The organism is Halorussus salinus (assembly GCF_004765815.2).
Lineage (GTDB): Archaea > Halobacteriota > Halobacteria > Halobacteriales > Haladaptataceae > Halorussus > Halorussus salinus.
This window is the reverse complement of record NZ_ML974127.1, coordinates 174,414-195,768: the sequence shown is the minus strand read 5'-3', so window position 1 is coordinate 195,768 and position 21,355 is coordinate 174,414. Positions and strand designations below refer to the sequence as shown.

Here is a 21,355-nt window from a genome sequence, read left to right as displayed (position 1 = left end):
GGAGACTCTATGTCAGGACACTCGTCGGTCGCCGAGTCGTGCCGCGACGCGAACGTAGACCTCGTGCGACTACTGTTCGTCACCCAGAGCGGGGCGGTCCGCGCTCACTCGGTCGACTCCTCGAAAGTCGAATCCGCCGTCGAAGACGGCGTGACGCTCTCGCAACTCGTCCAGTCGTACAACGCGCTCGGACTCAGGGACAAGGACGGCCGCTTCGACGCCGCCGGAGAAGTCCGACTCGTCCCCGACCCCGAGACGTTCCGCCCGCTCCCCTACGCCGAGCGCGCTGGCGCGATGCTCTGCAACGTCGAGACCCTCGACGGCGACCCGTGGTCGGTGGACCCGCGGTCGTCGCTTCGCGCGCTCTGTGAGTCGTTCCGGAGCGACGGACTCGCCCCGGAGGTCGCCTTCGAGAGCGAGTTTCACCTGTTCGCCGAGGACGAGGCGGGCGACCCCATCAGGGTGGACGAGCGCGGCGCGTACGCCACCGGCAGCACGCGCGAGACCCACGAGACGATGCTCGCGATGGTGGACGCACTGAAAGCCCAAGACGTTGGGGTCGAGAAGTACTACCCCGAGTACGCCGCCGGGAAACACGAACTCGTCACCGGCCACGAACCCGGCGTCCGGGCGGCCGACCACCACGTCCTCCTGCGCGAGACCGTCGAGAGCGTCGCGCGCGACCACGACTACCGCGCGACGTTCCTCCCCAAGCCCTTCGACCACTCGACCAACGGTTGTCACGTCCACCTCTCGCTGTGGGACGCCGCCGCGGCAGACGACGAATCGGACGAAAACGCCTTCTACGACCCGGACCGCGACGGACTGAGCGACACCGGCCGCCACTTCGTCGCAGGCATCCTCGACCACGCGCCCGCGCTGGTCGCGCTCGCGGCCCCGACGGTCAACTCCTACGCCCGCCTGCGACCCCAAATCGGGGCCGCCGCGTTCGTCTGCTGGGGCCGGGGCAACCGCGAGGCGCTGGTCCGGATTCCCGCGCCGAAACCCGACGACGGCGGCGCTTCGACCCGGTTGGAGTTCCGGGCGGCCGACAACACCGCCAACCCCTATCTGGCGTTGCTCGGTCTCCTCGCGGCCGGGAGGGACGGCATCGAGCGCGACCTCGAACCGCCCGAACCCGTATCGGCCGACCCCGGAAACCTCCGGTCGAGCGAGCGCGCCGAGCGAGGCATCGAGCGACTCCCCCGGACGCTCGGGCAGGCGCTCGACGCGCTCGAAGCCGACTCGGTCCTCGGGGCGGCGCTGGGGGCCGACCTCCTCGAAACGTACCTCGAAGTCAAGCGAAGCCACTGGGAGGCGTTCACCGACAGCGCGGTCTCGTGGGAGCGCGACCGACTCCGAACCGTGTACTGAAGCGAAGGCGTAATCGAGACGCCGACGCCGAGGAGACGCGGCTACAATCGACGCTCCTCGCGGCCGTCGAACGCCGACGAGAGAACGACCGACGAGGAACCGACATTCGATATCACCGGAGCTGTCGGACGCCCGAAACGAGGAGATTATTTCCGTGACGCCGACACTGGTAGTACCATGGCCTCCCGACGAACGACCGCCCTCCTCGCTTGCCTCGTCCTCCTCGGCGGCCTCTCCGTCGTCGCGGGCGACGTGTACGAGGCACCGCCGACGCTGACGGTCACGAACGAAGACGACACGACGTACCGAGTGACCGCCTACACCGCCGAGAGCAGACAGGCGGCGTTACTGATGAACTTCGAGGTCACGACCCGCGAGGGCGAGCGCCGGCTCGCGACGCTCTCGCAACTCTACTGGCCGGAGGGCTTCCGGAACGTGACGCTGGCCGACGACGGGATTCCCACGGAGCGAATCACCGTCGAACCGGGCGAGGAGGTGACGACGACCATCGACGGCTGGACGCCCGGCAACGTCACGGTCTACCTCGTCGAAGACCTCGGCGACGACCGGACCCACGTTCACACGACCATCAGAACGTGTACCGAACGACAACAGGAACACAGCCTGACGCTCGAAGACGGCGGGACGAGCGGGTCGGCCACCTGCGCGTCCAGCGTCGATTGGCTGCTACCGAACTGAACCTATCGGCGTCGGTCAGTCCACCCCGCCGTGAATCGGCCGTCGAAGTCGAATGCGGCACCGCCGAGGAGGGGCCGACTCTCTCACCGGTCGGTCGTCACGCGGCCGCCGCCAGCGCGATAACTCGTCTGCGATTGGTGGCGTAGAGGACGCCGTCGCCGACCACCGGCGTCGAGAGCGGGACCTGCGACGGCCGGTACTCGAAACGCTGCTCGCCCGACGCGGCGTCGAGTGCGAGGAGGGCGAAGCCCGACCGGACGGCGTACACCGTGTCGTCGGCGACGACCGGCGACGCCGGGCCGTCGAACGGCGTCGTCCACACCGTCTCGCCCGTCGCGAGGTCGAGGGCGTACAGCGACTCCTGTTCGTCGGAGAAAAAGACGGTGCCGTCGGCGACCGCCGGTGCGCCGTCGGTCGCGTTCCCCTCGTGGTCGTGTTTCCACAACGTCGTGCCGTCGTCGGCGTCGAGCAACCAGACCGTGTTGCGTGACGGGACGACGACGCCCTCCTCGGTCGCCACCGGCGGGAGGAGGAGTTGCTCGGAGAGTTCCCGTTGCCACCGTCGCGCTCCGGTGTCGGTCCGGTAGGCTGTCGCCTGTCGCGGCCAGTTCGTGAGGAAGACGAGGCCGTCTTTCACGGCCGGTCTGTTGAAATCGACGCCCACCGCGTCGTCTTCGTGGTGAGTCCTGCGCCAACGGACTCCTCCGGTGTTGGGGTCGAGTGCCGCGATGGCGTTCGTCCCCGGAATCGCGGTGTAGATACTGCCGTCGGCCGCGACGGGCGTTACCGAATCGTTCGCTCCGAAGAAACCGCCGCCGGGAGACCGCGGTCCTTCCCATCGCTCGACGCCGAGGGACAGATTCAGTACCGGAACCTCGACTCCGCCGTCCGCGTTCAGTCCGAAGACGCCGGACGGTGCGGTCACCGCGAGCGTGTCGGTGGTGTAGACCGACGAGCGAACGCGCGCCGGACTCGACTGGTACGGGCCGGGATGGCCGAACTGCCGCGCTCCGGTCTCAGCGTCGAGCGCGACGAGTCCGTTTCCCGCCGCATAGACGGTCTCTCCGCGACGAATCGGCGAGGAGGTTCCGAGAAACCAGTCCGTCGCGCCGTGGCTCCACGCGAGTTCGACATCGGTTTTCGGTCCCGACGCGTCGGGGTTGTGACCGGTTCCGGCGGGGTCGTACCGTGCCATCGGCCAGTCGAACGCGGACTCGCGACCGGACTCCTTGCGACCGGAGTCCTTTCGACCGCCAGCGACCGGACTCCCGCCCACTCCCGCGAGCGCGAGTCCGGACAGTTCGAGAAATCGGCGTCTGGAGGGCGTCATCGTGTTTTCGATTGACCACTATCGGAAATAGCCTTACTGATACTCGGTCGATAAATCACGAAACCGGCCCTCTCGAAGCGGTGGATGCCGACGGACGTGGGAGCGGAGACACTGACGTTGCCCCCGATTCAGTCGTGAGTCACTGACGGGAGTGTCTCGTAAAAATGCAGACTTCTCGGAGCTACTGTAACGTGGATCCGGGTGAGGTCGCCCCGGAGCAAGACGTTCCCGCTCACGTCGTTTCGGGGGCGCGCGTCCTGTGGAGTTCGACCACTCTCCCGAACAGCAGACGCGCGGCGCGGACTCCTCGCTTCGCTCGTCGTGTCGCGCAACGAGAACTGAGTGGGTCCGGGCGGGTTCGAACCGCCGACCTCAGCCTTGTAAAGGCCGCGTCATGACCAACTAGACCACAGACCCGCTACCAGCCACAAATCGCTCGCCGGAAATAACTGTTACCTTCTCGCTCGACTTTCGTAACCACTACCACGCTACCCGACCACGCCCCGGTATGGACGAGCGAATCGAGGAGTTAGCCGAACAGGACGGCTGGCAGGCCGAGGAGTTCGCGGCGCGGGTCCACTATCAGGGCGGGAGCGACTCCTACAGCATCGAGTTCTACGCGCCGAGCGAGTGCGTCCTCTACTGGAAGGTCAGAGGCGACGGCGAGGTCGCGGTCCCGGTCGGCCGCGACACGGTGCCCGACCCCCTGCGCGAGCGCATTCGGCAGGACTTGGCCGAGGCGGACGTGGACCCGGACATCGAGTCGCGGTCGCTGTAGCGCGACCGGACCCCTTTTCGACAACCGTTCGCACACTATCGCTAGCCATAAGTTCACGCTCTGCGTCAATTCGAAGTCCGATGAGAGAGTTCCCCGCAACGACCCGATGTTTCGATTCGAAGGAAACCTTTTCAAGAGCCGAACTATTTCTGGATGATAATGAGTCTCACTGACGAAGAAGACGACCCGTTCGAGGAGCAACGGGAGCAGGCCGAGAATCCGATGAAACGGCTGTTCCTCGAATACGGGTCCGAGAACACGTTCGCGTTCGTCACGGGCGTCGTGGCGAGCATCTTCGCACGGGTGTTAAACTTGCTCCCGCCTGTCATCCTCGGAGTCGCCATCGACTCGCTATTCGGTAAACAGTCGAACCAGATACCGTATGCGGATGCGCTTGCGGGTCAGTTGCCATTCGTATCGAGTAGTTTGGTAGCATCTATCACGCCAACAGGACGAGCCGACCAGTTCTGGTTCTCGGTCGGAATCGTCGCGGCCGCATTCGGTGTCGGCGCGGCATTCCACTGGGCACGAAACTGGGGCTGGAACTCCTTCGCACAGAACATCCAGCACAACGTCCGTACCGACACGTACGACAAGATGCAACGACTGAACATGGACTTCTTCGCCGACAAGCAGACCGGCGAGATGATGTCCATCTTGTCGAACGACGTGAATCGACTGGAGCGGTTCCTCAACGACGGAATGAACTCGGCGTTCCGGTTGGGCGTGATGGTACTGGCCATCGCAGCCTTCCTCTTCGCCATCAACTGGCAGTTGGCACTCGTGGCGATGGTACCGGTACCGCTCATCGCCGGGTTCACCTACAAGTTCGTGGAGATAATCCAGCCCAAGTACGCCGACGTGCGCTCGGCGGTCGGGAAGGTCAACTCCCGACTGGAGAACAACCTCGGCGGGATTCAGGTCATCAAGACCTCGAACACCGAGAGCTACGAGTCCGACCGCGTCGAGGACGTGTCTAACGACTACTTCGACTCGAACTGGGGCGCAATCGTCACCCGCATTAAGTTCTTCCCCTCGCTCCAGATTCTCTCGGGACTCGGCTTCGCGCTGACGTTCGTCGTCGGCGGCCTCTGGGTGTTCAACGGCGAGGGACCGTGGTTCTTCACCGGGACCCTCAGGCCCGGCGAGTTCGTTACCTTTATTCTGTTTACCCAGCGGTTCATCTGGCCGATGGCGCAGTTCGGCTCCATCATCAACATGTACCAACGCGCGTACGCGTCGAGTTCCCGCATCTTCGGGCTGATGGACGAGCCGAGTCGCATCCGCGAGGAGCCCGACGCCGAAGACCTCACCGTCTCGGAGGGCGAAGTCGTCTACGACGACGTGACCTTCGGCTACGACGACGACGAGACCATCGTGGACGACATCTCCTTCGACGTGGAGGGCGGCGACACGCTCGCGCTGGTCGGGCCGACCGGCGCGGGCAAGTCCACGGTCCTGAAACTCCTGCTCCGGATGTACGACGTTGACGACGGAGCCATCCGCATCGACGGCACCGACCTGCGGGACGTGAGCCTGCCGAGTCTCCGGCAGGCCATCGGCTACGTCAGCCAAGACACGTTCATGTTCTACGGCACGGTCAAGGAGAACATCGCCTACGGCACCTTCGACGTGGACGACGAGGATATCGTGGAGGCCGCGAAGGCCGCCGAGGCCCACGAGTTCATCCAGAACCTGCCGGAGGGCTACGACACCGAGGTCGGCGAGCGCGGCGTCAAGCTCTCGGGCGGTCAGCGCCAGCGCATCTCCATCGCCCGCGCGGTGCTGAAAGACCCCGAAATCCTCGTGTTGGACGAGGCGACCAGCGACGTGGACACCGAGACCGAGATGCTCATCCAGCGCAGTCTGGACGACCTCACGGAGGACCGGACCACGTTCGCCATCGCCCACCGGCTCTCGACCATCAAGGACGCCGACAAAATCGTCGTCCTCGAAGACGGCCGCGTCGTCGAGCGAGGGAGCCACGACGAACTGCTGGGCGAGGACGGACTCTACGCCCACCTCTGGGGCGTGCAGGCCGGAGAGATAGACGAACTGCCCGAGGAGTTCATCGAGCGCGCGGCCCGCCGGACCGCCAGCGTCGAGACCGACGCCGACGACTGAGCCGCGTTCTCCGCAGTTCTACGTCCTATTTTCGTCGGTGTTCCCGACGCTCTCTGTCCGCGGTGGTTTGCCCGACGGCTACCGGCGTCGGTATTGCCCACCGCTCTTGTCTCGCTGAAAGTCCCGTTGCCGCGCGCGCTGGCGGTCGAACCGCCGCTCGTACTCCCGGCGAGTCTGCTCGCGCTCCGAGGTCGGGCCGCCGCGTTCGGTCTCCCAACTCGGGTCCCAGAGGCCGCCGTACTTCGGGACCTCTTCGTCGGCCTCCTCGGCGGTGGGCGACTCCGTTCGCTCGGCGACTCTCGCGTCGTCTGCGGCGCGCTCGCGGGTCTCCGTCGGCGGTTCGGACGGTTCCCGGAGCGGTTGGGTCCGCTTCGGCGGCGCGCCTTCGGGCGGCGCTCGTTCGGTCGGTCGTCGCTTCGACTCGTCGGGTGCGCTCTCGTCGTCGTCCGGGACCGACTCGTCGGGCCGACGGGCCTGCTCGTCGGCCGCTCGACGTGGCTGTTCGGGACCGCGAGGATGCTCGTCGGGTAGGGTGGTCTCCTCGTCCGGTTCTGTTGCCGGTGGTCTACGACCCGTTTCGGCAGGTGGCTCCTCGGAAGGGGGTTTCTCGGCGGGTGGTTCCTCGGCGGGTGACTCCTCGGGCCGGGATTCTCCGGCCCGAGGAGTCCCGCCCGTCGGGTCGCCGCCGGGCGCTGGCGACCGGCCGCTCGGTGGGCGCGCACCGTACCGTCGGTTCGGGGGCGTAGCGGGCGCTTTCGACCCGTATCGCCGGGGAGTCTGGGTGTCGCCGGTCCGGGACTGCTGGCTGGTCTGAGTGGTCGGTTCCCGACCGCCGTTGACGTAGGTCCGGTCGGTCTCGGTGTCGGAATCGTGGGGCTCGGAAATCGAGCGGTCGGCTTCGGACGACTCCGGGGCGTCGGCGGGGTCGGGCGAACCCGGCCGGTCTTCCGGTCCCGCGCTGTACTCGCGCTCGTCGTCTCCGTCGTCGGTTGCCATGGCGTGAGAGTTGACCGATTCGGCGAATAAACGGGACCGACCGTTCACACCGTTCGCGGCGCGCGGGTCGGGTTCAACGGTGCATTACGGAGACGGCGCGGGGACGACGCGGGGACGGCGGCGTCGAGGACGGCGAGTCTCACGCGGTGCCGACCGGGACGCCCCGGCGGTCGGCGTCGAGGAAACCGACGCCGTAGTCGCTCAACCACGTCAGTATCGCTCGGACCGAGTCGGGGTCAGCCACGCGATAGGGTGCCTCGGTTGCGGGGTCCTCGCCGACCTTGACGCCGAGACCGCGCTCGTCCAGCACGCTGAACGCCGCCTCGTCGGTCGTGTCGTCGCCGAGGTAGACCGGGAGCCACCGCTGGTCGTCGGGGACCAGTTCGTCGTAGAGTTCCCGGACCGCCTCGCCTTTGTCCCACTCGACCGCGGGCCGGAGTTCCAACACGTCCTTGCCGGTGGTCAGGCGCACGTCGTCGCGGGCGGCGACCAGCGTCTCGACGGCGTTCTCGACCGCGGGGACCTCGTCGTCGTCAACGAGTCGGTGGTGGACCGTCGCGGTCACGCCCTTGTTCTCCACGATGACGCCCTCTACGTCCGCGAGTCGGTCGCCGAGGAGGTCACAGAGGTCGGCGATGTCCGCCTCGGCCTCGCGGGCGGTCGGGTGGACCTCGTACTCGTCGGCGTGGATTTCGAGACCGTGGTTCCCGGCGTAGGAGACGCCGGGCAGGCCGACGCGCTCGCGCACGTCGGCGAGTTCCCGGCCGCTGACGACCGCGACCTCGACGTTCTCCGCGGCGGCGAGCGCGGCGACCGCCTCGCGGGTCGGGTCGGGGATGGCGGCCTCGTCGGGGCGGCGCTCGATGGCCGCCAGCGTCCCGTCGAAGTCGAGCGCGACCAGCAGGCCCTCGTGGGCCACCAGTTCCGTCACGATGGCGTGGAGGTTGTCCCGGAGCGGGGCCGGAATCTCGTGGTCGGTCTCGGTCGGGTCGGTGCGTGCATTCGGTTCGGAGTCGTCGGAAACCATCTTGGGAGGTGGTCGTGGGTCGGGTGTCAGTCGTCGGTCGCTCGGGGTCCGGTCGTCCGGACCGAGCGACGGCCGCGCTCGATGGCGGCCGCGGTCTCGAAGGTCGATTCTAGCCAGTCGTACACGTCTTCGGCGTGGACCTCCCGCTGGAGGTCGGCGACGCGCCTGCGGCGCTCGGCGCGCGACAGCGCGAGAGCGTCCCCGAGTCGGTCGGCGAACCCCGCGGTGTCGTAGGGGTGGACGAGGAGGGCTTCGTCGCCCAACTGGTCGGTCGCGCCCGCGAGTTCGCTCAACACGAGGAGACCGGGGTCGCGGGTCTGGGCCGCGACGAACTCCTTGGCGACGAGGTTCATCCCGTCCCGGACCGGCGTCACGAGACCGAGGTCGGCCTCCCGGTAGAGCGCCGCGATGGCCTCCTCGGGCAGGTGGTCGGTGGTGTAGACGACCGGCGTCCACTCCTCGGTGGCGAACCGGTCGTTGACGCGTTCTACGGCGTCGGCGACTCGCTTCTGGAGCGCGTCGTAGGCCGGGATGCCCGACCTGCTCTCGGTGCCCTTCTGGACGTAGGTCAACTCGCCGCGCCACTCGGGGTTGTCGGCCCAGAAGCGTTCGAGCGCGCGGAGGCGAGGTTCGATGCCCTTCGTGTAGTCGAGGCGTTCGACGCCGACCGCGACGCTCGTACTCGGGTCGATGCCTTCCTCCTCGCGGAAGTCGGCCCACCACTCGTCGGCGGCGTCGCGCTCGGCGAGGTCGGCCTGTCGTCGGGCGTCGATGCCGAGCGGGAGCGCCCGGACGAAGGTGCGCTGGCCCCGGTGGGCGACGCTCCGACTGGACCGGTCCACGCGGGCGTCGGTCGCCGACTCCACGCAGTCGAGGAAGTTCCGGCAGTACTCGTCGGTGTGAAAGCCCACGAGGTCGTTGGCGAGGAGTCCGTCGAGCAACTGCTCGTACTGCGGGCAGGCCCGGAACACGTCCTGCGAGGGCCACGGGATGTGCCAGAAGTGCGCCAAAAAGGCGTCGGAGCGCGACTCCCGGACTGCCCGCGGGGCCAGCGCGAGGTGGTAATCCTGAAACCAGACCACGGGGTCTCGGTCGGCGTCGGCGGTGGAGTCGAGGAGGGCGTCGGCGAACTCCGAATTGGTCTCCCGGTACGCCCGCCAGAACTCCTCGCGCGGAGTCATCTTCGCCGTGTCGAGGTGACACAGCGGCCAGAGGACCCGATTGCTGTACCCCCGGTAGTAGCCCTCGACCTGCTCGTCGGTCAGCCAGACGCGCCGGAGGTCGTAGGCCGGGTCGTCGGGCGGGACCGCCACGGCGTCGTCCGGCCCGACGACCTCGCGGTCGGCGTCGCCGTCACCCCACGCGACCCACGTCCCTTCGGCGGCCTGCATCACGGGGTCGAGCGCGGCGGTCAATCCGCCCGCCGGTCGGTCCACGGTGAGTCGGCCCTCCTCGCGAGCGTGACTGTACGGTTCGCGGTTCGATACGACGACGAGTTCGCGCTCCTCGCAGAGTTCGGCGACTGTCTCGGCGGCCGATTCGGCCGTCGCCCCTGTCGTGTTCGTGTTCATCCTGTGGGTAGCTCTCCCGTCTCCCGGCGGACCGGCCGCGGGCCGACCGTCCGCCAACCGCGCGTCTCTACGGGAAGAATGCCGATACGCGGAAATAACGTAGTCGTCCGTTCAAAACCGTTCGGCGATTGAAACGGTTCTCGGCGGGGAGTAGGGAGCGTTTACCGGCCGGTAATCGCCGATTATTTCGGGGAACTGCGTGTGGCGGCGGTCAATCGCGTGAAGCGACCGTGGCGCGAAAGAAGTGTACTGATTCGGCGCTTCGTGACCGTTTAGGGCCCACCGCAACCGAGCGAGTGGTAACAGCGCTTGAGCGGAGTCAGCTCGATGGCAAACATTGTCAAGTTACCTCCACCCACACCGTACTTCCATCGGCCGATAAATTTTGTGTTTTCTGTATTAATTCTCTGCGGGAGAAGAACGTACAATCGTGCCGGGAACCGAGTCAGCCGGTCTGCCTCGCCGCTTCGGCCGGACGGTCGGACAGTCGGTGAATCGACGGCTCTCCGAAGGTTCAAAACGACACGTCGTCGGGCGTCGAAGAGAACGCTCCTCGGTCGGTGTAGCCCTTCCGACCGACTGCGCCCTGCCCGACCGCGTTCAAGACCGCCTGCCGGACCTCGGTGGCCGACCGATAGGTGTCCTCGGACGGCGCGAGGAGCGCCCCGAACTCCTCGGCCCCGCCGGGGTGTTCGACCGGTCGGTCGCCGTAGTCGTCGGTCAGTTCCTGCGTGGTCGCCGGGTAGTCGTGGCCGTCGAGGAGCGCGGCGAGGTCGCCGAACTCCACGCCGAGTTCTCGGTGGGAATCTGTCATCGTCGTTCGTTCGGGACTCGCGCGGATAGGTCCGACGGCCACGTCTAGCAACGTTTAGTAGTGTATTCGGTGGGTAGAGATTTCGTTCGGAATATAAATCTGTCTTCGATGGAGAAACAATCGGGTTTGTTTTTCGAGAGAGCGACGACGAAGATGCCGGTGGCCACGGAACGCCGTCGTGTGCAGAATCGTACATTTATATACGCCGACGCTCAACGATGGGGTATGCCAACTGAAGACACGGACACCGGCGACTTCGAGGGCTTCGGCGGCCGACACGTCCCCGAACCGATGGAGGAACCGCTCGACCACCTCGCCGCGGCGTTCGACGAGATTCACGACACCGACCGCTTCCGCGAGCGGTTCCGGAGCTACCTCGAAGACTTCGCGGGGCGACCGACACCCGTGTTCCACGCCGAACGACTCTCCGAGGAGTTCGGTGCCCAAATCTACCTGAAGCGCGAGGACCTGCTCCACGGCGGCGCGCACAAAATAAACAACTGCCTCGGGCAGGGCCTCCTCGCCGAGGAGGCCGGGAAGACCCGCCTCATCGCCGAGACCGGCGCGGGGCAACACGGGGTCGCCACCGCGATGGTGGGTGCCCTTCTCGGTATCGACACCGAGATTTACATGGGGAAGAAGGACGCCGACCGCCAGAAGATGAACGTCTTCCGGATGCGCCTGATGGGCGCGGAGGTCACCGAGGTCACGCAGGGCGGGGCCGGACTCGCCGACGCGGTGGACGTGGCGCTCGAAGACTTCGCCGAAAATATGGAGGACACCCACTACCTCGTCGGTTCGGTGGTCGGACCCGACCCCTTCCCGCGGATGGTCCGGGAGTTCCAGTCGGTCATCGGCCGCGAGGCCCGCGAGCAGATACGGGAGAAAGCGGGGCAACTCCCCGACGCCGCGGTGGCCTGCGTCGGCGGCGGGTCGAACGCAATCGGCCTGTTCCACGCGTTCCGCGACGACGACGTGGCCTTCTACGGCGCGGAGGGCGGCGGCGAGGGCGAGGGGTCGGGCCAGCACGCCGCGCCGCTCGCGGAGGGCGAGGAGGGCGTGATGCACGGCATGAAGACCCGGACGCTGGACGAGGAGACCGAGGTCCACTCGGTGTCGGCCGGACTCGACTACCCCGCGGTCGGTCCCGAACACGCCATGTTCGAGGCGGTCGGTCGGTGCGACTACCGGGCGGTCGAGGACGACGACGCGCTCGACGCCTTCCGCAAACTCTCGGAGTTGGAGGGCATCATCCCCGCGCTCGAATCCAGCCACGCCATCGCGCTCGCCGAGGAGCTAGCCGCGGACATGGACGACGACGACGTGATTTTGGTGAACCTCTCGGGCCGTGGCGACAAGGACATGGAGCAGGCCGCCGAGATGTTCGACCTCGGGTAGTCGAATCGAGTCGGCGTAGTCCTGTCGAGATGGAGTACTCCGGCCGAGACAGAACGGCCGGGGAAACGTGGCGTCTCAGCGGGCGTCGGAGCGATGGGGCGTCCGTGAGGGGAGAATGTTCAGATTTTCGTTCCACGCGAGGTTCGTGAGGCTTCCGTCGAGCGAGACGACGAACGTCTCTTCTGCCGCACGCTCCTCGTTGAGTTTGACGGCGTCCATGACGAGCGTTCCTTCGTGGAACTTAAAATCGACGGTCGTCCACTGGCGATAGAGATTTTTGACGCCGGTACCGATGGCCTTCTCGCCGAGTCCGGCGTCCGTCCTGCCCCACGGGCGCGCTCCGTGAAGGACGACGATTTTCGAATCGACGACCACATTCCAGAATCGGACGGCGGCATCCGCGTCTCGCTTGCTCTTTACGGTTCCGACGACCTCGGCGAGGACGTGCGAGGTCGTGAAGACGCCTGCATTTCGTCGCTTCGCCTCTCGAAACAGGTAATCGACCACGGAGTGTTGCTCCGAGCGAAGCGTCGTGTAGAGCGCGAGGAGTGCCTCCTTTCCGAGCGCGAAGTTGACCGGTCCCTGCGTTTGCGGAGTGAGGTCGGCTTCCGAGTGGCGTTGTAAAGCTGTCGCTGGTCGGCGGTTACGGACGTGAGACATGGAAAGCGATTTACTCCGAGTCGTCTCCTCCGACTCGTTCCTCGTCGTAGAGCGGGTCCTCCTCGTCCGGGCTGAGACGGTCGAACTCGAACGAGCTTTCGAGTTCGATTTCGACGTACTCCTGAATCGCGTCACTGTAGTCCGACGAATCTGTCGTCATCCCTGAATCCTCCTGACGTGAACTGATTGTCCGTATCAGTATAAAAAGTTCAGGTCGCCGTGGGAGGGCTTACGTCGTCGTCTCGCCGCCCTCGCCCGTCCCGCGGACGACCAACTCCTCGATGGTGTCCTCGTCCCACATGAAGTGGACGAACGGTTGAGTCTCGCCGTTGGGCAACTCGAACGCGGTGGGCACCGGACTCGGTTTTGGCCCCTCCGGAGTCGCCTTTATCGGCGGCAGGAACAGGTGCGTGTGGTGCTGGCGACCGAGGTACGCCTCGTCTTCGCTCAGGGGTAGCTCCTCGTCCAGCGCCAGCGCGTAGCTGTCGGCCTTCCGGACGTTCTCGGTCGTCATGAAGTGCATCACGCGGCCCTCCTCGGCCAGTTCGCCGTTGACCCGGAGCGCGCCGACGCCCCAGAGCGCGCCGTAGTTGAACAGGCGAGGCATCAGCGGCGTCCCGGTGCCCGTGACGCCGTGGAGCCACGTTCCGGTCACGACGCCGCCGCCGGTCTCCCACGGCGGAAACGGCGGCTGGACGACGTGGTCGAGGAGGACCTCGTAGCGGTTGCCCGCGGGGTCCCGGAAACTCGCCTCGACCTCGGCGGTGTCGAGCGTGTCGCCGGGGTCGCCCGGCGTGTCGTACGGCTGGCGGTCCACGTAGGTCACGTCGAGTTCGCCGTCGGCCTCTTGGGCCGAGTCGCTGTAGCCGGTCAGAATCTCGGTGACGGTGTAGCTCGACCCATCCGAACTCGTCCGGCGCTGTTCGACCGGTAGACCGACCTGAAACGTCTGTTCTTCCAAGAGTGACTTGACGGGTCCTTCGGCCACGTTCACCCAGTGCTGGCCCGTCGTCCGCGGGTTCTCGGGCGTCCCGAAGACGTACGCGCTGATGCGGCGTCGCCCCGGCAGGACCCAGTGAGCGGTCCGGTCCGACCCCTGTGTGACCCGAAGTTCGAGGCCGGGCCAGTCGGCGCGAACGCCGCTCCGCTGGTCGTCCTGTTCGAATCGAATCGGTACGTCGGTCAGTCGGTCGCCCCCGAACGCGCCGACCCCCGCCAGCGCACCGAGTTGCAGAAACTCTCGTCTATCGTGTGTCATTTTTCCCACACCGGAAGAAGGGTCGGTCGGAACGCAGATAAACCACCTGCGGTCGTGCGGACCGACCGCGAAACCGCACCGGGTAGAAGGGGAGAGCCGAACCGCTCGACTCAGAACTCGTCCAGCGCGACGTTCTCGCCCTGATACGACCCGTCGTAGGTGCCGTCGTGGTCGGCCTCCGCGAGGACGAGTTGCGCGATGCGCGCGCCCGTCTCGATTTCGATGTCGTGGTGGACTTCGAGCAGACCCTCGCCCTTGCCCTCGTAGCCAGCGTCCCAGACCGCGGTGTTCAGCATGCAGGAGTTGCGCAGGAGCGACGAGCGCGGGTAGATGTAGCCGACGTGGTTCTCGGGAATCCGGACCGTCTCGGCGTACTGGACGACGTAGCCGCCCGGTGTGAGGTAGTACGTCTCGGGGGCGTCGTCGGCGACCTGCTCGGTCTCCAACTGCTGGCGCTCGCCGACCTCTTTCTCCTCGCGCCCGATTCGTCCGGGTTCTCGTTGCTCGTACACCGCCTCCAGCGTGAGGTCCACGCCGTTGGGTTGAATCTGGTCCTCGTCGGTGTCGGAAACGTGTTCGGCGACGAAGGGGCCGCTCTCGAACATGTGCGTTCGGTTCCACCGAGGGAGTATAGCGTTGACGGAGTCTCCTCGGGCGTGGGTCGGCGACTCGGTTCGTACAATTATTGCCACACGGCGTCGGGATTTACAACCGCCGTAGAGAACGGAAACACGCGGGATTTATACGCTTGGAGGGTCGATATTCGGTCGATATGGGACAGACGCTAACGGAAAAAATTCTGGAGGACCACCTCGTCGAGGGCGACCTCGAAACTGGCGAGGAGATCGGCATCGAGATCGATCAGGTCCTCACACAGGACACGACAGGGACGCTCGTCTGGCTGCAGTTCGAAGCGCTCGGACTCGACGAAGTGCAGACTGAGCTGGCGGCGCAGTACTGCGACCACCAGACCTACCAGTTCGACTTCAAGAACACCGACGACCACCGCTTCCTGCGCTCGGCGGCGGGCACCTTCGGTGCGCACTTCTCGCGACCCGGCAACGGCATCTGTCACAACGTCCACAAGGAGAACTTCGCCGCGCCCGGCAAGACGATGCTCGGCTCGGACTCCCACACGCCGACGCCCGGCGGGATGGGCGAACTCGCCATCGGTTCCGGCGGTCTCGACGTGACGGTCGCGATGGGCGGCGGTGCCTACTACATCGAGATGCCGGAAGTCGTCGAAGTCCGACTCGAAGGTGAACTCCCCGAGTGGGCCACCGCGAAGGACGTAATCTTGGAGATGCTCCGTCGTCTCAGCGTGAAGGGCGGCGTCGGCAAGATCTTCGAGTACACCGGTCCGGGCGTCGAGAGCCTCTCGGTCCCCGAGCGGACGACCATCACCAACATGGGGACGGAACTCGGTGCGACCTCCTCGATCTTCCCGACCGACGAGAACACCAAAGACTACCTCGAACGCCTCGGCCGCGGCGACGAGTACGTCGAAGTCACGCCCGACGAGGACGCCGAGTACGCCGACCAGATCACCATCGACCTGAGCGACCTCGAACCGCTCATCGCCAAGCCGTCGATGCCCGACAACGTCGTGCCCGTCCGCGAGGTCGAAGGCACGGAAGTCGATCAGGTCATGATCGGCTCCTGTACCAACGGCGCGTACGAGGACATCCTCCCGGCCGCCAAGATGCTGGAGGGCCGCGAGACGAACAAGACGACCGAGATGATCGTCGCGCCCGGTTCCAAGCAGGCCTCCGAGATGCTGGCGAAGGAAGGCTGGGTCTCCGAGATGATGGCCGCAGGGGTCAACTTCTCCGAGGCGACGTGCGGTGCCTGTATCGGCATCGGCCACGTCCCGGCCAGCGACTCGGTGTCGCTCCGTACGTTCAACCGGAACTTCGAGGGTCGTTCGGGTATCGAGGACGACAACGTCTACCTCTGCTCGCCGGAGGTCGCCACCGCGGCCGCCATCAAAGGCGAAATCGTGGACCCGCGGGACCTCGCCGACGAACTCGGCGACCTCGAGGACCCCGGATTCGAGATGCCCGACAAGTACACGGGTAGCAAGACCGACCTCATCTCGCCCGACGAGGCACCCGACGACGAACTCATCAAGGGGCCGAACATCGGCGACGTGCCGCTGAAGGACGAACTGGACTCGGAACTGGCCGGTCCGAACCTCCTGAAGATGGAGGATAACATCACGACCGACCACATCATCCCGGCGACCAGCGACATCCTGAAGTTCCGCTCGAACATCCCGAAACTCTCGGAGTTCACGCTCTCGCGCGTGGACGAGGACTTCGCCACCCGCGCCCAGCAGTCCGACGGCGGCTTCCTCGTGGCTGGCGAGAACTACGGACAGGGTAGTTCGCGCGAACACGCGGCGCTGTGTCCGATGTACCTCGGCGTCGAGGGCGTCCTCGCCCAGAGCTTCGCCCGTATCCACAAGGCGAACCTCTTCAACTTCGGTCTCATCCCGCTGACCATCGACGAGGAGACCTACGAGAAGATCGACCAAGGCGACAACATCGAAATCGTGGACGACGTGGCCGAAGCGGTCCGCTCCGGTCAGGAGGAGTTCACGGTTCGGGTCAACGACGAGTGGGAAGCGACGGCCCACCTCGACGCGTCCCAGCGCGAGCGCGAGATTCTCGCCGACGGTGGCAAGCTCTCGCACACGAAGAAGCAGGCCGAGTCCGGCGGCGACTCGCCCGCGCCCGCAGACGACTAAGTAGCGCGCTACTTTCCCCGTTTTTTCTCGCGTTCGTTAGTGCCGGGGGCGGCGTCACCGCGGGGTGACGCGTCTCACCGTCGCGTCGAAACGCCGACGGAGCAGTCTCTCGGATACGCCTCTCACCGTCGAGAAACGGTCGATTCGCGTACGATACGCTCCTCCGAAGTCCCTCAGTGGAGACAGGCCGGGTCGGTAAGTTCGCAGTGATGGAACAGATTGATTCCGAACATTATCTCTCACCTCCGTTGAAATTTATTGCGTGCTAAAATATATAAAATTTACTGCCGTGTTTCCTACGGAGCGGTCGCATCTGCGGGGACCGGACGGCGTAACGCTCCGCTCTCGACGGACGGCGAACCCGGACGGTGGTGACGGGTACGAACCCGTCGAAGTCGCCGGGAATGGTGTCTACCGGCCCATCGAGCCGGTCCCGTCAGTACATACAGGCAGGTTCGTCGTGCGGCGGGTAGCCACATCGGCTCGTGATGAATCCGGACATGAATCTCACTTCCACTGGTACGATAGTATCTAACCACGTCTGAATCAACTCTAGCACGGTATTGCGATTAGTCCGACTCGGAAACAGCTACGACCGTAGTTCTTCTAGCGAACGAATAGCCGACTCCGACGCACAGCACGCAAAAGGTGGGGGTGGGTGGGGGAGATTTCGGGAGCTTGCACCTCCGGCCGGAGAGTGCATTTCGTTCTTATGATTAGTCCTACTAAAGAATTACGGGGTCGGTATCGGGCATGACACTCTTAAGGGTCGGGCGAGAAATCGCGGGCAGTGACAACGACTCCCGAGGAGGGCGGCGACGACGTGCAGATTCGGCGGGCGGTGCAGGCCGACCTGTTGGCCGTCCTCCGCATCGAACGGGCCTCCTTCGACCAGCCGTGGCCGTTCTCCGCGTTCGAGCGGTACTTGGGCGAACCCGGCTTTCTGGTCGCGGTCGCCAGCGAGGAGTCCTCGGGCTACCTCGACGGCGAGGGCGACGAGAGCGTCGTCGGCTACGTCGTCGCCAACCTCGTGCCGAACCACGGCCGGGCGTTCGGCCACGTCAAGGACATCGCGGTCCACCCCGAGTACCGCGGCGAGGGCATCGGGGCGGGCCTCCTCGACCGCGCGCTGGCGATTCTCGGCACGCGGGGTGCCCAGAGCGTGAAGTTGGAGGTCCGCGCGAGCAACGACCGCGCGGTGGGGCTGTACGAGGAGTTCGGCTTCGAGTACCTGCGGACCATCCCGCGGTACTACGACGACGGCGAGGACGCGCTGATTCTGGTCGTGGACTTGGACGAATAGCGGTCTGAGTCGGTGTCCATTTCGGGAGATAGTTCATCGAAAGTGGCGTTTCGGCCGTCGTCTACACTCCTAGCACCGTCATGCAGTTTTCGAAAGCCCCCGCGCGCTCGCGGTCGCTCTGCGGGATATCCTCGATTCGTCGTCGCTTCGCTCGACTCGTCTCGGATAGTGGCCCGCAGAGACGACTGAACTGCACGCGAGCGCGCGGCCCCTTTCAGTCCACCCAAACGCCCGGATATCGAACTGAGCGTCCGCGCGTGGCCTGTCGCACCGAGTACGGTAGGCGCGACCCACGAGCAGTTGCGCCCACACACGCCAGATTCTCAAAAACCATCTTCGCCCACTCATCGAGCGTGGCGCTTTTCGGCGCGCGCGACCAATCGGGAGACATGGGATACGCCTGTCCGGTCTGCGAGACGCCCCAGTCCGACGCCGAACACCTCGCCAACCACCTCGCGTTCACGGCGATGCTCGGCGACGACGACCACGAGGAGTGGCTGGACGACCACGCGCCGGGGTGGAACGAGGACGGCGAGGACGAACTCGCCGAGCGCGTCGAGGAGTACGCCAAGGAGGTCGGCTTCCCGCAGGTGTTCGAGGACACGACCCACGACCACAGTCACGGCGACGAACCGCAGGGCGGCGACCTCTTCGAAGACGAGTTAGAGCGCGCCAACTCGCAGGGTCGCGGGTCGATGGCCAGCGGCGCGGGTGCGGGCACGGGCGCAGGTGGTGCAGGCGCAGGCGGGGCGGGCGCGGGGTCGCTCGACGGCGAGGCCCAGTCGATTCTCCAAGAGGCCCGAGCGATGACCGAGGAGATGCTGGACGAAGACGAAGGGGCCGACGGCGAGTCGGACGACGAGTAACGACCTGCGGACTCAGAACGGCGCTTCCGGCCCTTCGTCGGCGTCCGTCGCGTCGGACTCGTCCACCGAGTCGGACTCGCCCGCCGACTCGTCGGCGGTCTCCAGTTCGTAGTCCCACTCCGAGAGACCACCGGCCATGCTCTCGACGCGGGCCTCCTCGGGCAGGCCCTCGTAGGAGGCGACCAGTCGCGCGGCCTGCACGCTGGCTTTTCCGTGCGGGCAGACCGTGACGACGCGCTCTGCGCCGTCCAATCGCTCTATCTCGTCGGCCAGTGCGTGGAACGGCACGTTCTCACTGCCGGGGATGTGTCCGCGCTCGAACTCTGCTTCCGACCGGATGTCCACGACGCGGACCTCGTCGTCGGCGTCGAGGAGGTCCCGAACCTCGTCGGGAGCGATTTCGGCGTCCATCGACCCCACGTTGGCCGTCCGAGTGGATAAGCCCCGCGATGCGCGGAGCGGTTCCGGTTCCGCTCCGGACCAGTCCGGCGCGGAAGCTTCGAGGTAAGCCGTCGTTACTTTCGTCGGTTGGTTGCGCGAATCTCCCCGAAAAGTGACCAAAAACAGCAAGTAATCCCGGCCCGTGACTACGAGTATGTGGGGTTCCCGGAGCAACCGGGGCAGAGACTCGGTCGATTGCATCGCCTGCGGCGAGACCGTCCGGCGCTCGGACGCCCGCGAGTACGACAAGGAGGGCGACCGCTGGGACCGGAAGGGCAAAGAGTTCGAACATCTCTGTAAGGGCTGTCACACCGACCTCTGTCACCAGCCGCGCGACGAACTCGAAGACCTGCTGGTGGACATCGACGCCGGAGGGATGACCGAACTGGAGTTTCTGGACGCGTACTGGAACGCCGTCGAGGAGCGCTACGGTCCGCTGGACCACGAGCGATGAGCCGCCGCGACGACGAGCGCCGACCGGTAAGCAACGCCTACCGGGCTCGGGAACCCCGGCGCGGTCCGGCCGCCGCCGGTTTCGACTCGGTATCGCTCCGATACGCCTAACTACTCGACTCCGTTACTCCTCTGTATGACGAGTGACACGCAGGCCGAGGCCGGAACTCCCGAGGGACAAGGCCCGGTCGAGATTTCGCCGGAACTCGCCGACAAACTCGAAGAGAAGCGCGAGGAGCTGTTCGAGAAGTTCGAGATTCGCGACGAGTTCCCCCAAGAGGTACTGACCGAGGCCGAGAAGCGGACCGAGGACATCCAACAGGAGATTCAGGACGAAGTTGACGAGCGGAAAGACCTCCGCGAGATGACGACGTGGACCACCGACCCGGTGGACGCCCAAGACTTCGACGACGCCCTCTCCATCGAGGAGCGCGACGACGAGTACGTCCTCTGGGTCCACATCGCGGACGTGACCCACTACGTCAACCCCGAGACCAACATGTGGGAGGAGGCCGTCGAGCGCGCGAACACGGTCTATCTGCCAGCCTACACGATGCACATGCTCCCGCCGGTCCTCGCGGAGACGGTGTGTTCGCTGGTGCCCAACGAGGACCGACTCGCCCACACCGTCGAGATGCATCTCGACAAGGAGAATCTGGGCTACGAGAACATCGAGATTTACAAGTCGGTCATCAACAGCGACGAGCGACTGACCTACACGCAGGCCGAGCGCCGCATCGACGACGAGGAGGCCGACCTCCACCACGAGAACAAACTCGCGTTCGAGTTGGCCGACCAGATGCACGAACAGCGCAAGGACGAGGGGAGTCTCGTCCTCAATCCCCGCCGGGACCGCGCCCACACCATCATCGAGGAGTCGATGCTGAAGGCCAACAAGGCCGTCACCCACGAACTGATGTGGAACCGCGGCGTCGAGGCGATGTACCGGGTCCACCCCCAACCCAGTCCCGACGAGTGGAGCGAAGCGTTGCAGGAGATTCAGGACCTCGACGGCGTCTCGATTCCGGGGTCGAAGTGGGACGACCCCCGTCAGGCCGTCAACGCGACGCTCGAAGACGCCCCGGACCGACAACTCGACAAGATTCAGTGGGCCGTGATGAAGGTCATGCCGCGAGCGCGCTACATGAACGACCCCTTCGGCGGCCACCACGCTCTGAACTTCGAGATTTACGGTCACTTCACCTCGCCCATCCGGCGACTCTCCGACCTCATCAACCACTGGATAGTGTACACCAACGACGTGCCCGAGGACCTCGTGGCGCTCTGTGACCGCGCCAGCGACAAGCAGGCCGACGCCGAGGCCTGCGAGCGCGAGTACAAGCAGTTCCTCGAAGAGGTCGGTCTCGACGCCGCGGCGGTCAACAACCGCGGCCTCGAAGTGGTCGAGGAGTAGCGACCGCCGGTCGATTACTTCGCCGTCCCTCCTCGGAAATTTACTATCCGACCAGCCACACCCGAACCAACTTCGAACATATTGACTATCCCGACTCCTA

The 21,355-nt window shown here is 65.7% G+C and carries 20 protein-coding genes and 1 tRNA gene; 10 read left to right on the top strand and 11 right to left on the bottom strand.

Features of this window, described 5'->3' with window-relative positions; genetic code table 11:
* Positions 1 to 9 precede the first annotated feature (9 nt).
* Together glnA2 and EPL00_RS00970 are read left to right on the top strand one after the other, a co-directional pair.
* The gene (gene glnA2, locus EPL00_RS00975; protein WP_135852260.1) at positions 10 to 1,374 is read left to right on the top strand and encodes a gamma-glutamylputrescine synthetase; all 1,365 of its coding nucleotides are present in this window, start codon (positions 10 to 12) and stop codon (positions 1,372 to 1,374) included.
* Between the two features lie 177 nt (positions 1,375 to 1,551).
* Positions 1,552 to 2,073, top strand: coding sequence for a hypothetical protein (locus tag EPL00_RS00970; protein WP_135852261.1), 522 nt, complete (start codon positions 1,552 to 1,554; stop codon positions 2,071 to 2,073).
* Between the two features lie 97 nt (positions 2,074 to 2,170).
* Here EPL00_RS00970 and EPL00_RS00965 read toward each other — a convergent pair whose 3' ends face one another.
* Positions 2,171 to 3,403, bottom strand: coding sequence for a PQQ-binding-like beta-propeller repeat protein (locus EPL00_RS00965; RefSeq protein WP_135852262.1), 1,233 nt, complete (start codon positions 3,401 to 3,403; stop codon positions 2,171 to 2,173).
* Between the two features lie 343 nt (positions 3,404 to 3,746).
* Positions 3,747 to 3,820, bottom strand: a tRNA-Val gene (locus tag EPL00_RS00960).
* Between the two features lie 91 nt (positions 3,821 to 3,911).
* Here EPL00_RS00960 and EPL00_RS00955 point away from each other — a divergent pair.
* Together EPL00_RS00955 and EPL00_RS00950 are read left to right on the top strand one after the other, a co-directional pair.
* Positions 3,912 to 4,181 (top strand): DUF7538 family protein, encoded by a 270-nt coding sequence (locus EPL00_RS00955; protein ID WP_135852263.1) that lies wholly within the window; start codon positions 3,912 to 3,914, stop codon positions 4,179 to 4,181.
* Between the two features lie 159 nt (positions 4,182 to 4,340).
* On the top strand, positions 4,341 to 6,305 hold the full coding sequence (locus EPL00_RS00950) for an ABC transporter ATP-binding protein (protein WP_135852264.1): 1,965 nt from the start codon (positions 4,341 to 4,343) through the stop codon (positions 6,303 to 6,305).
* Positions 6,306 to 6,383: 78 nt separating this feature from the next.
* Here the strand turns inward: EPL00_RS00950 and EPL00_RS00945 are convergent, their stop codons facing one another.
* The 4 genes from EPL00_RS00945 to EPL00_RS00930 all read right to left on the bottom strand — a co-directional run bounded on the left by EPL00_RS00945 (position 6,384) and on the right by EPL00_RS00930 (position 10,713).
* Positions 6,384 to 7,301 (bottom strand): hypothetical protein, encoded by a 918-nt coding sequence (locus EPL00_RS00945; protein WP_135852265.1) that lies wholly within the window; start codon positions 7,299 to 7,301, stop codon positions 6,384 to 6,386.
* 139 nt (positions 7,302 to 7,440) lie between these two features.
* Positions 7,441 to 8,328, bottom strand: a complete 888-nt coding sequence (otsB, locus tag EPL00_RS00940; protein WP_135852266.1) for a trehalose-phosphatase — start codon at positions 8,326 to 8,328, stop codon at positions 7,441 to 7,443.
* A 26-nt stretch (positions 8,329 to 8,354) separates the two neighbouring features.
* On the bottom strand, positions 8,355 to 9,899 hold the full coding sequence (locus tag EPL00_RS00935) for an alpha,alpha-trehalose-phosphate synthase (UDP-forming) (RefSeq protein ID WP_135852267.1): 1,545 nt from the start codon (positions 9,897 to 9,899) through the stop codon (positions 8,355 to 8,357).
* A 514-nt stretch (positions 9,900 to 10,413) separates the two neighbouring features.
* The gene (locus EPL00_RS00930; protein ID WP_135852268.1) at positions 10,414 to 10,713 is read right to left on the bottom strand and encodes a DUF5789 family protein; all 300 of its coding nucleotides are present in this window, start codon (positions 10,711 to 10,713) and stop codon (positions 10,414 to 10,416) included.
* Between the two features lie 225 nt (positions 10,714 to 10,938).
* Here EPL00_RS00930 and trpB point away from each other — a divergent pair, with 225 nt between their 5' ends.
* Positions 10,939 to 12,111, top strand: a complete 1,173-nt coding sequence (gene trpB, locus EPL00_RS00925) for a tryptophan synthase subunit beta (RefSeq protein WP_135852269.1) — start codon at positions 10,939 to 10,941, stop codon at positions 12,109 to 12,111.
* Between the two features lie 75 nt (positions 12,112 to 12,186).
* On the opposite strand, the gene EPL00_RS00920 is transcribed toward trpB, so the two are convergent.
* From EPL00_RS00920 to EPL00_RS00905, 4 genes are all read right to left on the bottom strand, one after another.
* Positions 12,187 to 12,771: a hypothetical protein gene (locus EPL00_RS00920; protein WP_135852270.1), complete on the bottom strand. Its 585-nt coding sequence runs from the start codon at positions 12,769 to 12,771 to the stop codon at positions 12,187 to 12,189.
* A gap of 10 nt (positions 12,772 to 12,781) precedes the next feature.
* Entirely contained in the window at positions 12,782 to 12,931 is a 150-nt protein-coding gene (locus EPL00_RS00915) for a hypothetical protein (protein ID WP_162224122.1), read from the bottom strand.
* Between the two features lie 69 nt (positions 12,932 to 13,000).
* Entirely contained in the window at positions 13,001 to 14,029 is a 1,029-nt protein-coding gene (locus tag EPL00_RS00910; protein ID WP_135852271.1) for a hypothetical protein, read from the bottom strand.
* Positions 14,030 to 14,139: 110 nt separating this feature from the next.
* The gene (locus EPL00_RS00905; RefSeq protein WP_135852272.1) at positions 14,140 to 14,634 is read right to left on the bottom strand and encodes a deoxyuridine 5'-triphosphate nucleotidohydrolase; all 495 of its coding nucleotides are present in this window, start codon (positions 14,632 to 14,634) and stop codon (positions 14,140 to 14,142) included.
* A 167-nt stretch (positions 14,635 to 14,801) separates the two neighbouring features.
* Here EPL00_RS00905 and EPL00_RS00900 point away from each other — a divergent pair, with 167 nt between their 5' ends.
* The 3 genes from EPL00_RS00900 (at position 14,802) to EPL00_RS00890 (ending at position 18,947) form a co-directional block, all read left to right on the top strand.
* Positions 14,802 to 16,778, top strand: a complete 1,977-nt coding sequence (locus EPL00_RS00900) for an aconitate hydratase (protein ID WP_135852273.1) — start codon at positions 14,802 to 14,804, stop codon at positions 16,776 to 16,778.
* Positions 16,779 to 17,568: 790 nt separating this feature from the next.
* Entirely contained in the window at positions 17,569 to 18,081 is a 513-nt protein-coding gene (rimI, locus tag EPL00_RS00895) for a ribosomal protein S18-alanine N-acetyltransferase (protein WP_135852274.1), read from the top strand.
* A 389-nt stretch (positions 18,082 to 18,470) separates the two neighbouring features.
* On the top strand, positions 18,471 to 18,947 hold the full coding sequence (locus EPL00_RS00890) for a DUF5810 domain-containing protein (RefSeq protein WP_135852275.1): 477 nt from the start codon (positions 18,471 to 18,473) through the stop codon (positions 18,945 to 18,947).
* A 12-nt stretch (positions 18,948 to 18,959) separates the two neighbouring features.
* On the opposite strand, the gene EPL00_RS00885 is transcribed toward EPL00_RS00890, so the two are convergent.
* Complete coding sequence (locus tag EPL00_RS00885) at positions 18,960 to 19,358, bottom strand: rhodanese-like domain-containing protein (protein ID WP_135852276.1); 399 nt, start codon at positions 19,356 to 19,358, stop codon at positions 18,960 to 18,962.
* A 184-nt stretch (positions 19,359 to 19,542) separates the two neighbouring features.
* Between EPL00_RS00885 and EPL00_RS00880 the strand changes: the two genes are divergently transcribed.
* On the top strand, positions 19,543 to 19,842 hold the full coding sequence (locus EPL00_RS00880) for a DUF7562 family protein (protein WP_135852503.1): 300 nt from the start codon (positions 19,543 to 19,545) through the stop codon (positions 19,840 to 19,842).
* Between the two features lie 135 nt (positions 19,843 to 19,977).
* The gene (locus EPL00_RS00875) at positions 19,978 to 21,255 is read left to right on the top strand and encodes a ribonuclease catalytic domain-containing protein (RefSeq protein ID WP_135852277.1); all 1,278 of its coding nucleotides are present in this window, start codon (positions 19,978 to 19,980) and stop codon (positions 21,253 to 21,255) included.
* Positions 21,256 to 21,355: the final 100 nt, after the last annotated feature.

Coding starts and splice junctions, on each gene's coding strand:
- EPL00_RS00920 (WP_135852270.1), bottom strand. CDS start 12,771: ATGTCTCACGTCCGTAACCGCCGACCAGCGACAGCTTTACAACGCCAC.
- EPL00_RS00910 (WP_135852271.1), bottom strand. CDS start 14,029: ATGACACACGATAGACGAGAGTTTCTGCAACTCGGTGCGCTGGCGGGG.
- EPL00_RS00900 (WP_135852273.1), top strand. CDS start 14,802: ATGGGACAGACGCTAACGGAAAAAATTCTGGAGGACCACCTCGTCGAG.
- EPL00_RS00945 (WP_135852265.1), bottom strand. CDS start 7,301: ATGGCAACCGACGACGGAGACGACGAGCGCGAGTACAGCGCGGGACCG.
- trpB (WP_135852269.1), top strand. CDS start 10,939: ATGCCAACTGAAGACACGGACACCGGCGACTTCGAGGGCTTCGGCGGC.
- EPL00_RS00965 (WP_135852262.1), bottom strand. CDS start 3,403: ATGACGCCCTCCAGACGCCGATTTCTCGAACTGTCCGGACTCGCGCTC.
- EPL00_RS00950 (WP_135852264.1), top strand. CDS start 4,341: ATGAGTCTCACTGACGAAGAAGACGACCCGTTCGAGGAGCAACGGGAG.
- EPL00_RS00890 (WP_135852275.1), top strand. CDS start 18,471: ATGGGATACGCCTGTCCGGTCTGCGAGACGCCCCAGTCCGACGCCGAA.
- EPL00_RS00955 (WP_135852263.1), top strand. CDS start 3,912: ATGGACGAGCGAATCGAGGAGTTAGCCGAACAGGACGGCTGGCAGGCC.
- EPL00_RS00905 (WP_135852272.1), bottom strand. CDS start 14,634: ATGTTCGAGAGCGGCCCCTTCGTCGCCGAACACGTTTCCGACACCGAC.
- EPL00_RS00935 (WP_135852267.1), bottom strand. CDS start 9,899: ATGAACACGAACACGACAGGGGCGACGGCCGAATCGGCCGCCGAGACA.
- glnA2 (WP_135852260.1), top strand. CDS start 10: ATGTCAGGACACTCGTCGGTCGCCGAGTCGTGCCGCGACGCGAACGTA.
- EPL00_RS00885 (WP_135852276.1), bottom strand. CDS start 19,358: ATGGACGCCGAAATCGCTCCCGACGAGGTTCGGGACCTCCTCGACGCC.
- EPL00_RS00915 (WP_162224122.1), bottom strand. CDS start 12,931: ATGACGACAGATTCGTCGGACTACAGTGACGCGATTCAGGAGTACGTC.
- EPL00_RS00970 (WP_135852261.1), top strand. CDS start 1,552: ATGGCCTCCCGACGAACGACCGCCCTCCTCGCTTGCCTCGTCCTCCTC.
- otsB (WP_135852266.1), bottom strand. CDS start 8,328: ATGGTTTCCGACGACTCCGAACCGAATGCACGCACCGACCCGACCGAG.
- EPL00_RS00930 (WP_135852268.1), bottom strand. CDS start 10,713: ATGACAGATTCCCACCGAGAACTCGGCGTGGAGTTCGGCGACCTCGCC.
- EPL00_RS00880 (WP_135852503.1), top strand. CDS start 19,543: ATGTGGGGTTCCCGGAGCAACCGGGGCAGAGACTCGGTCGATTGCATC.
- EPL00_RS00875 (WP_135852277.1), top strand. CDS start 19,978: ATGACGAGTGACACGCAGGCCGAGGCCGGAACTCCCGAGGGACAAGGC.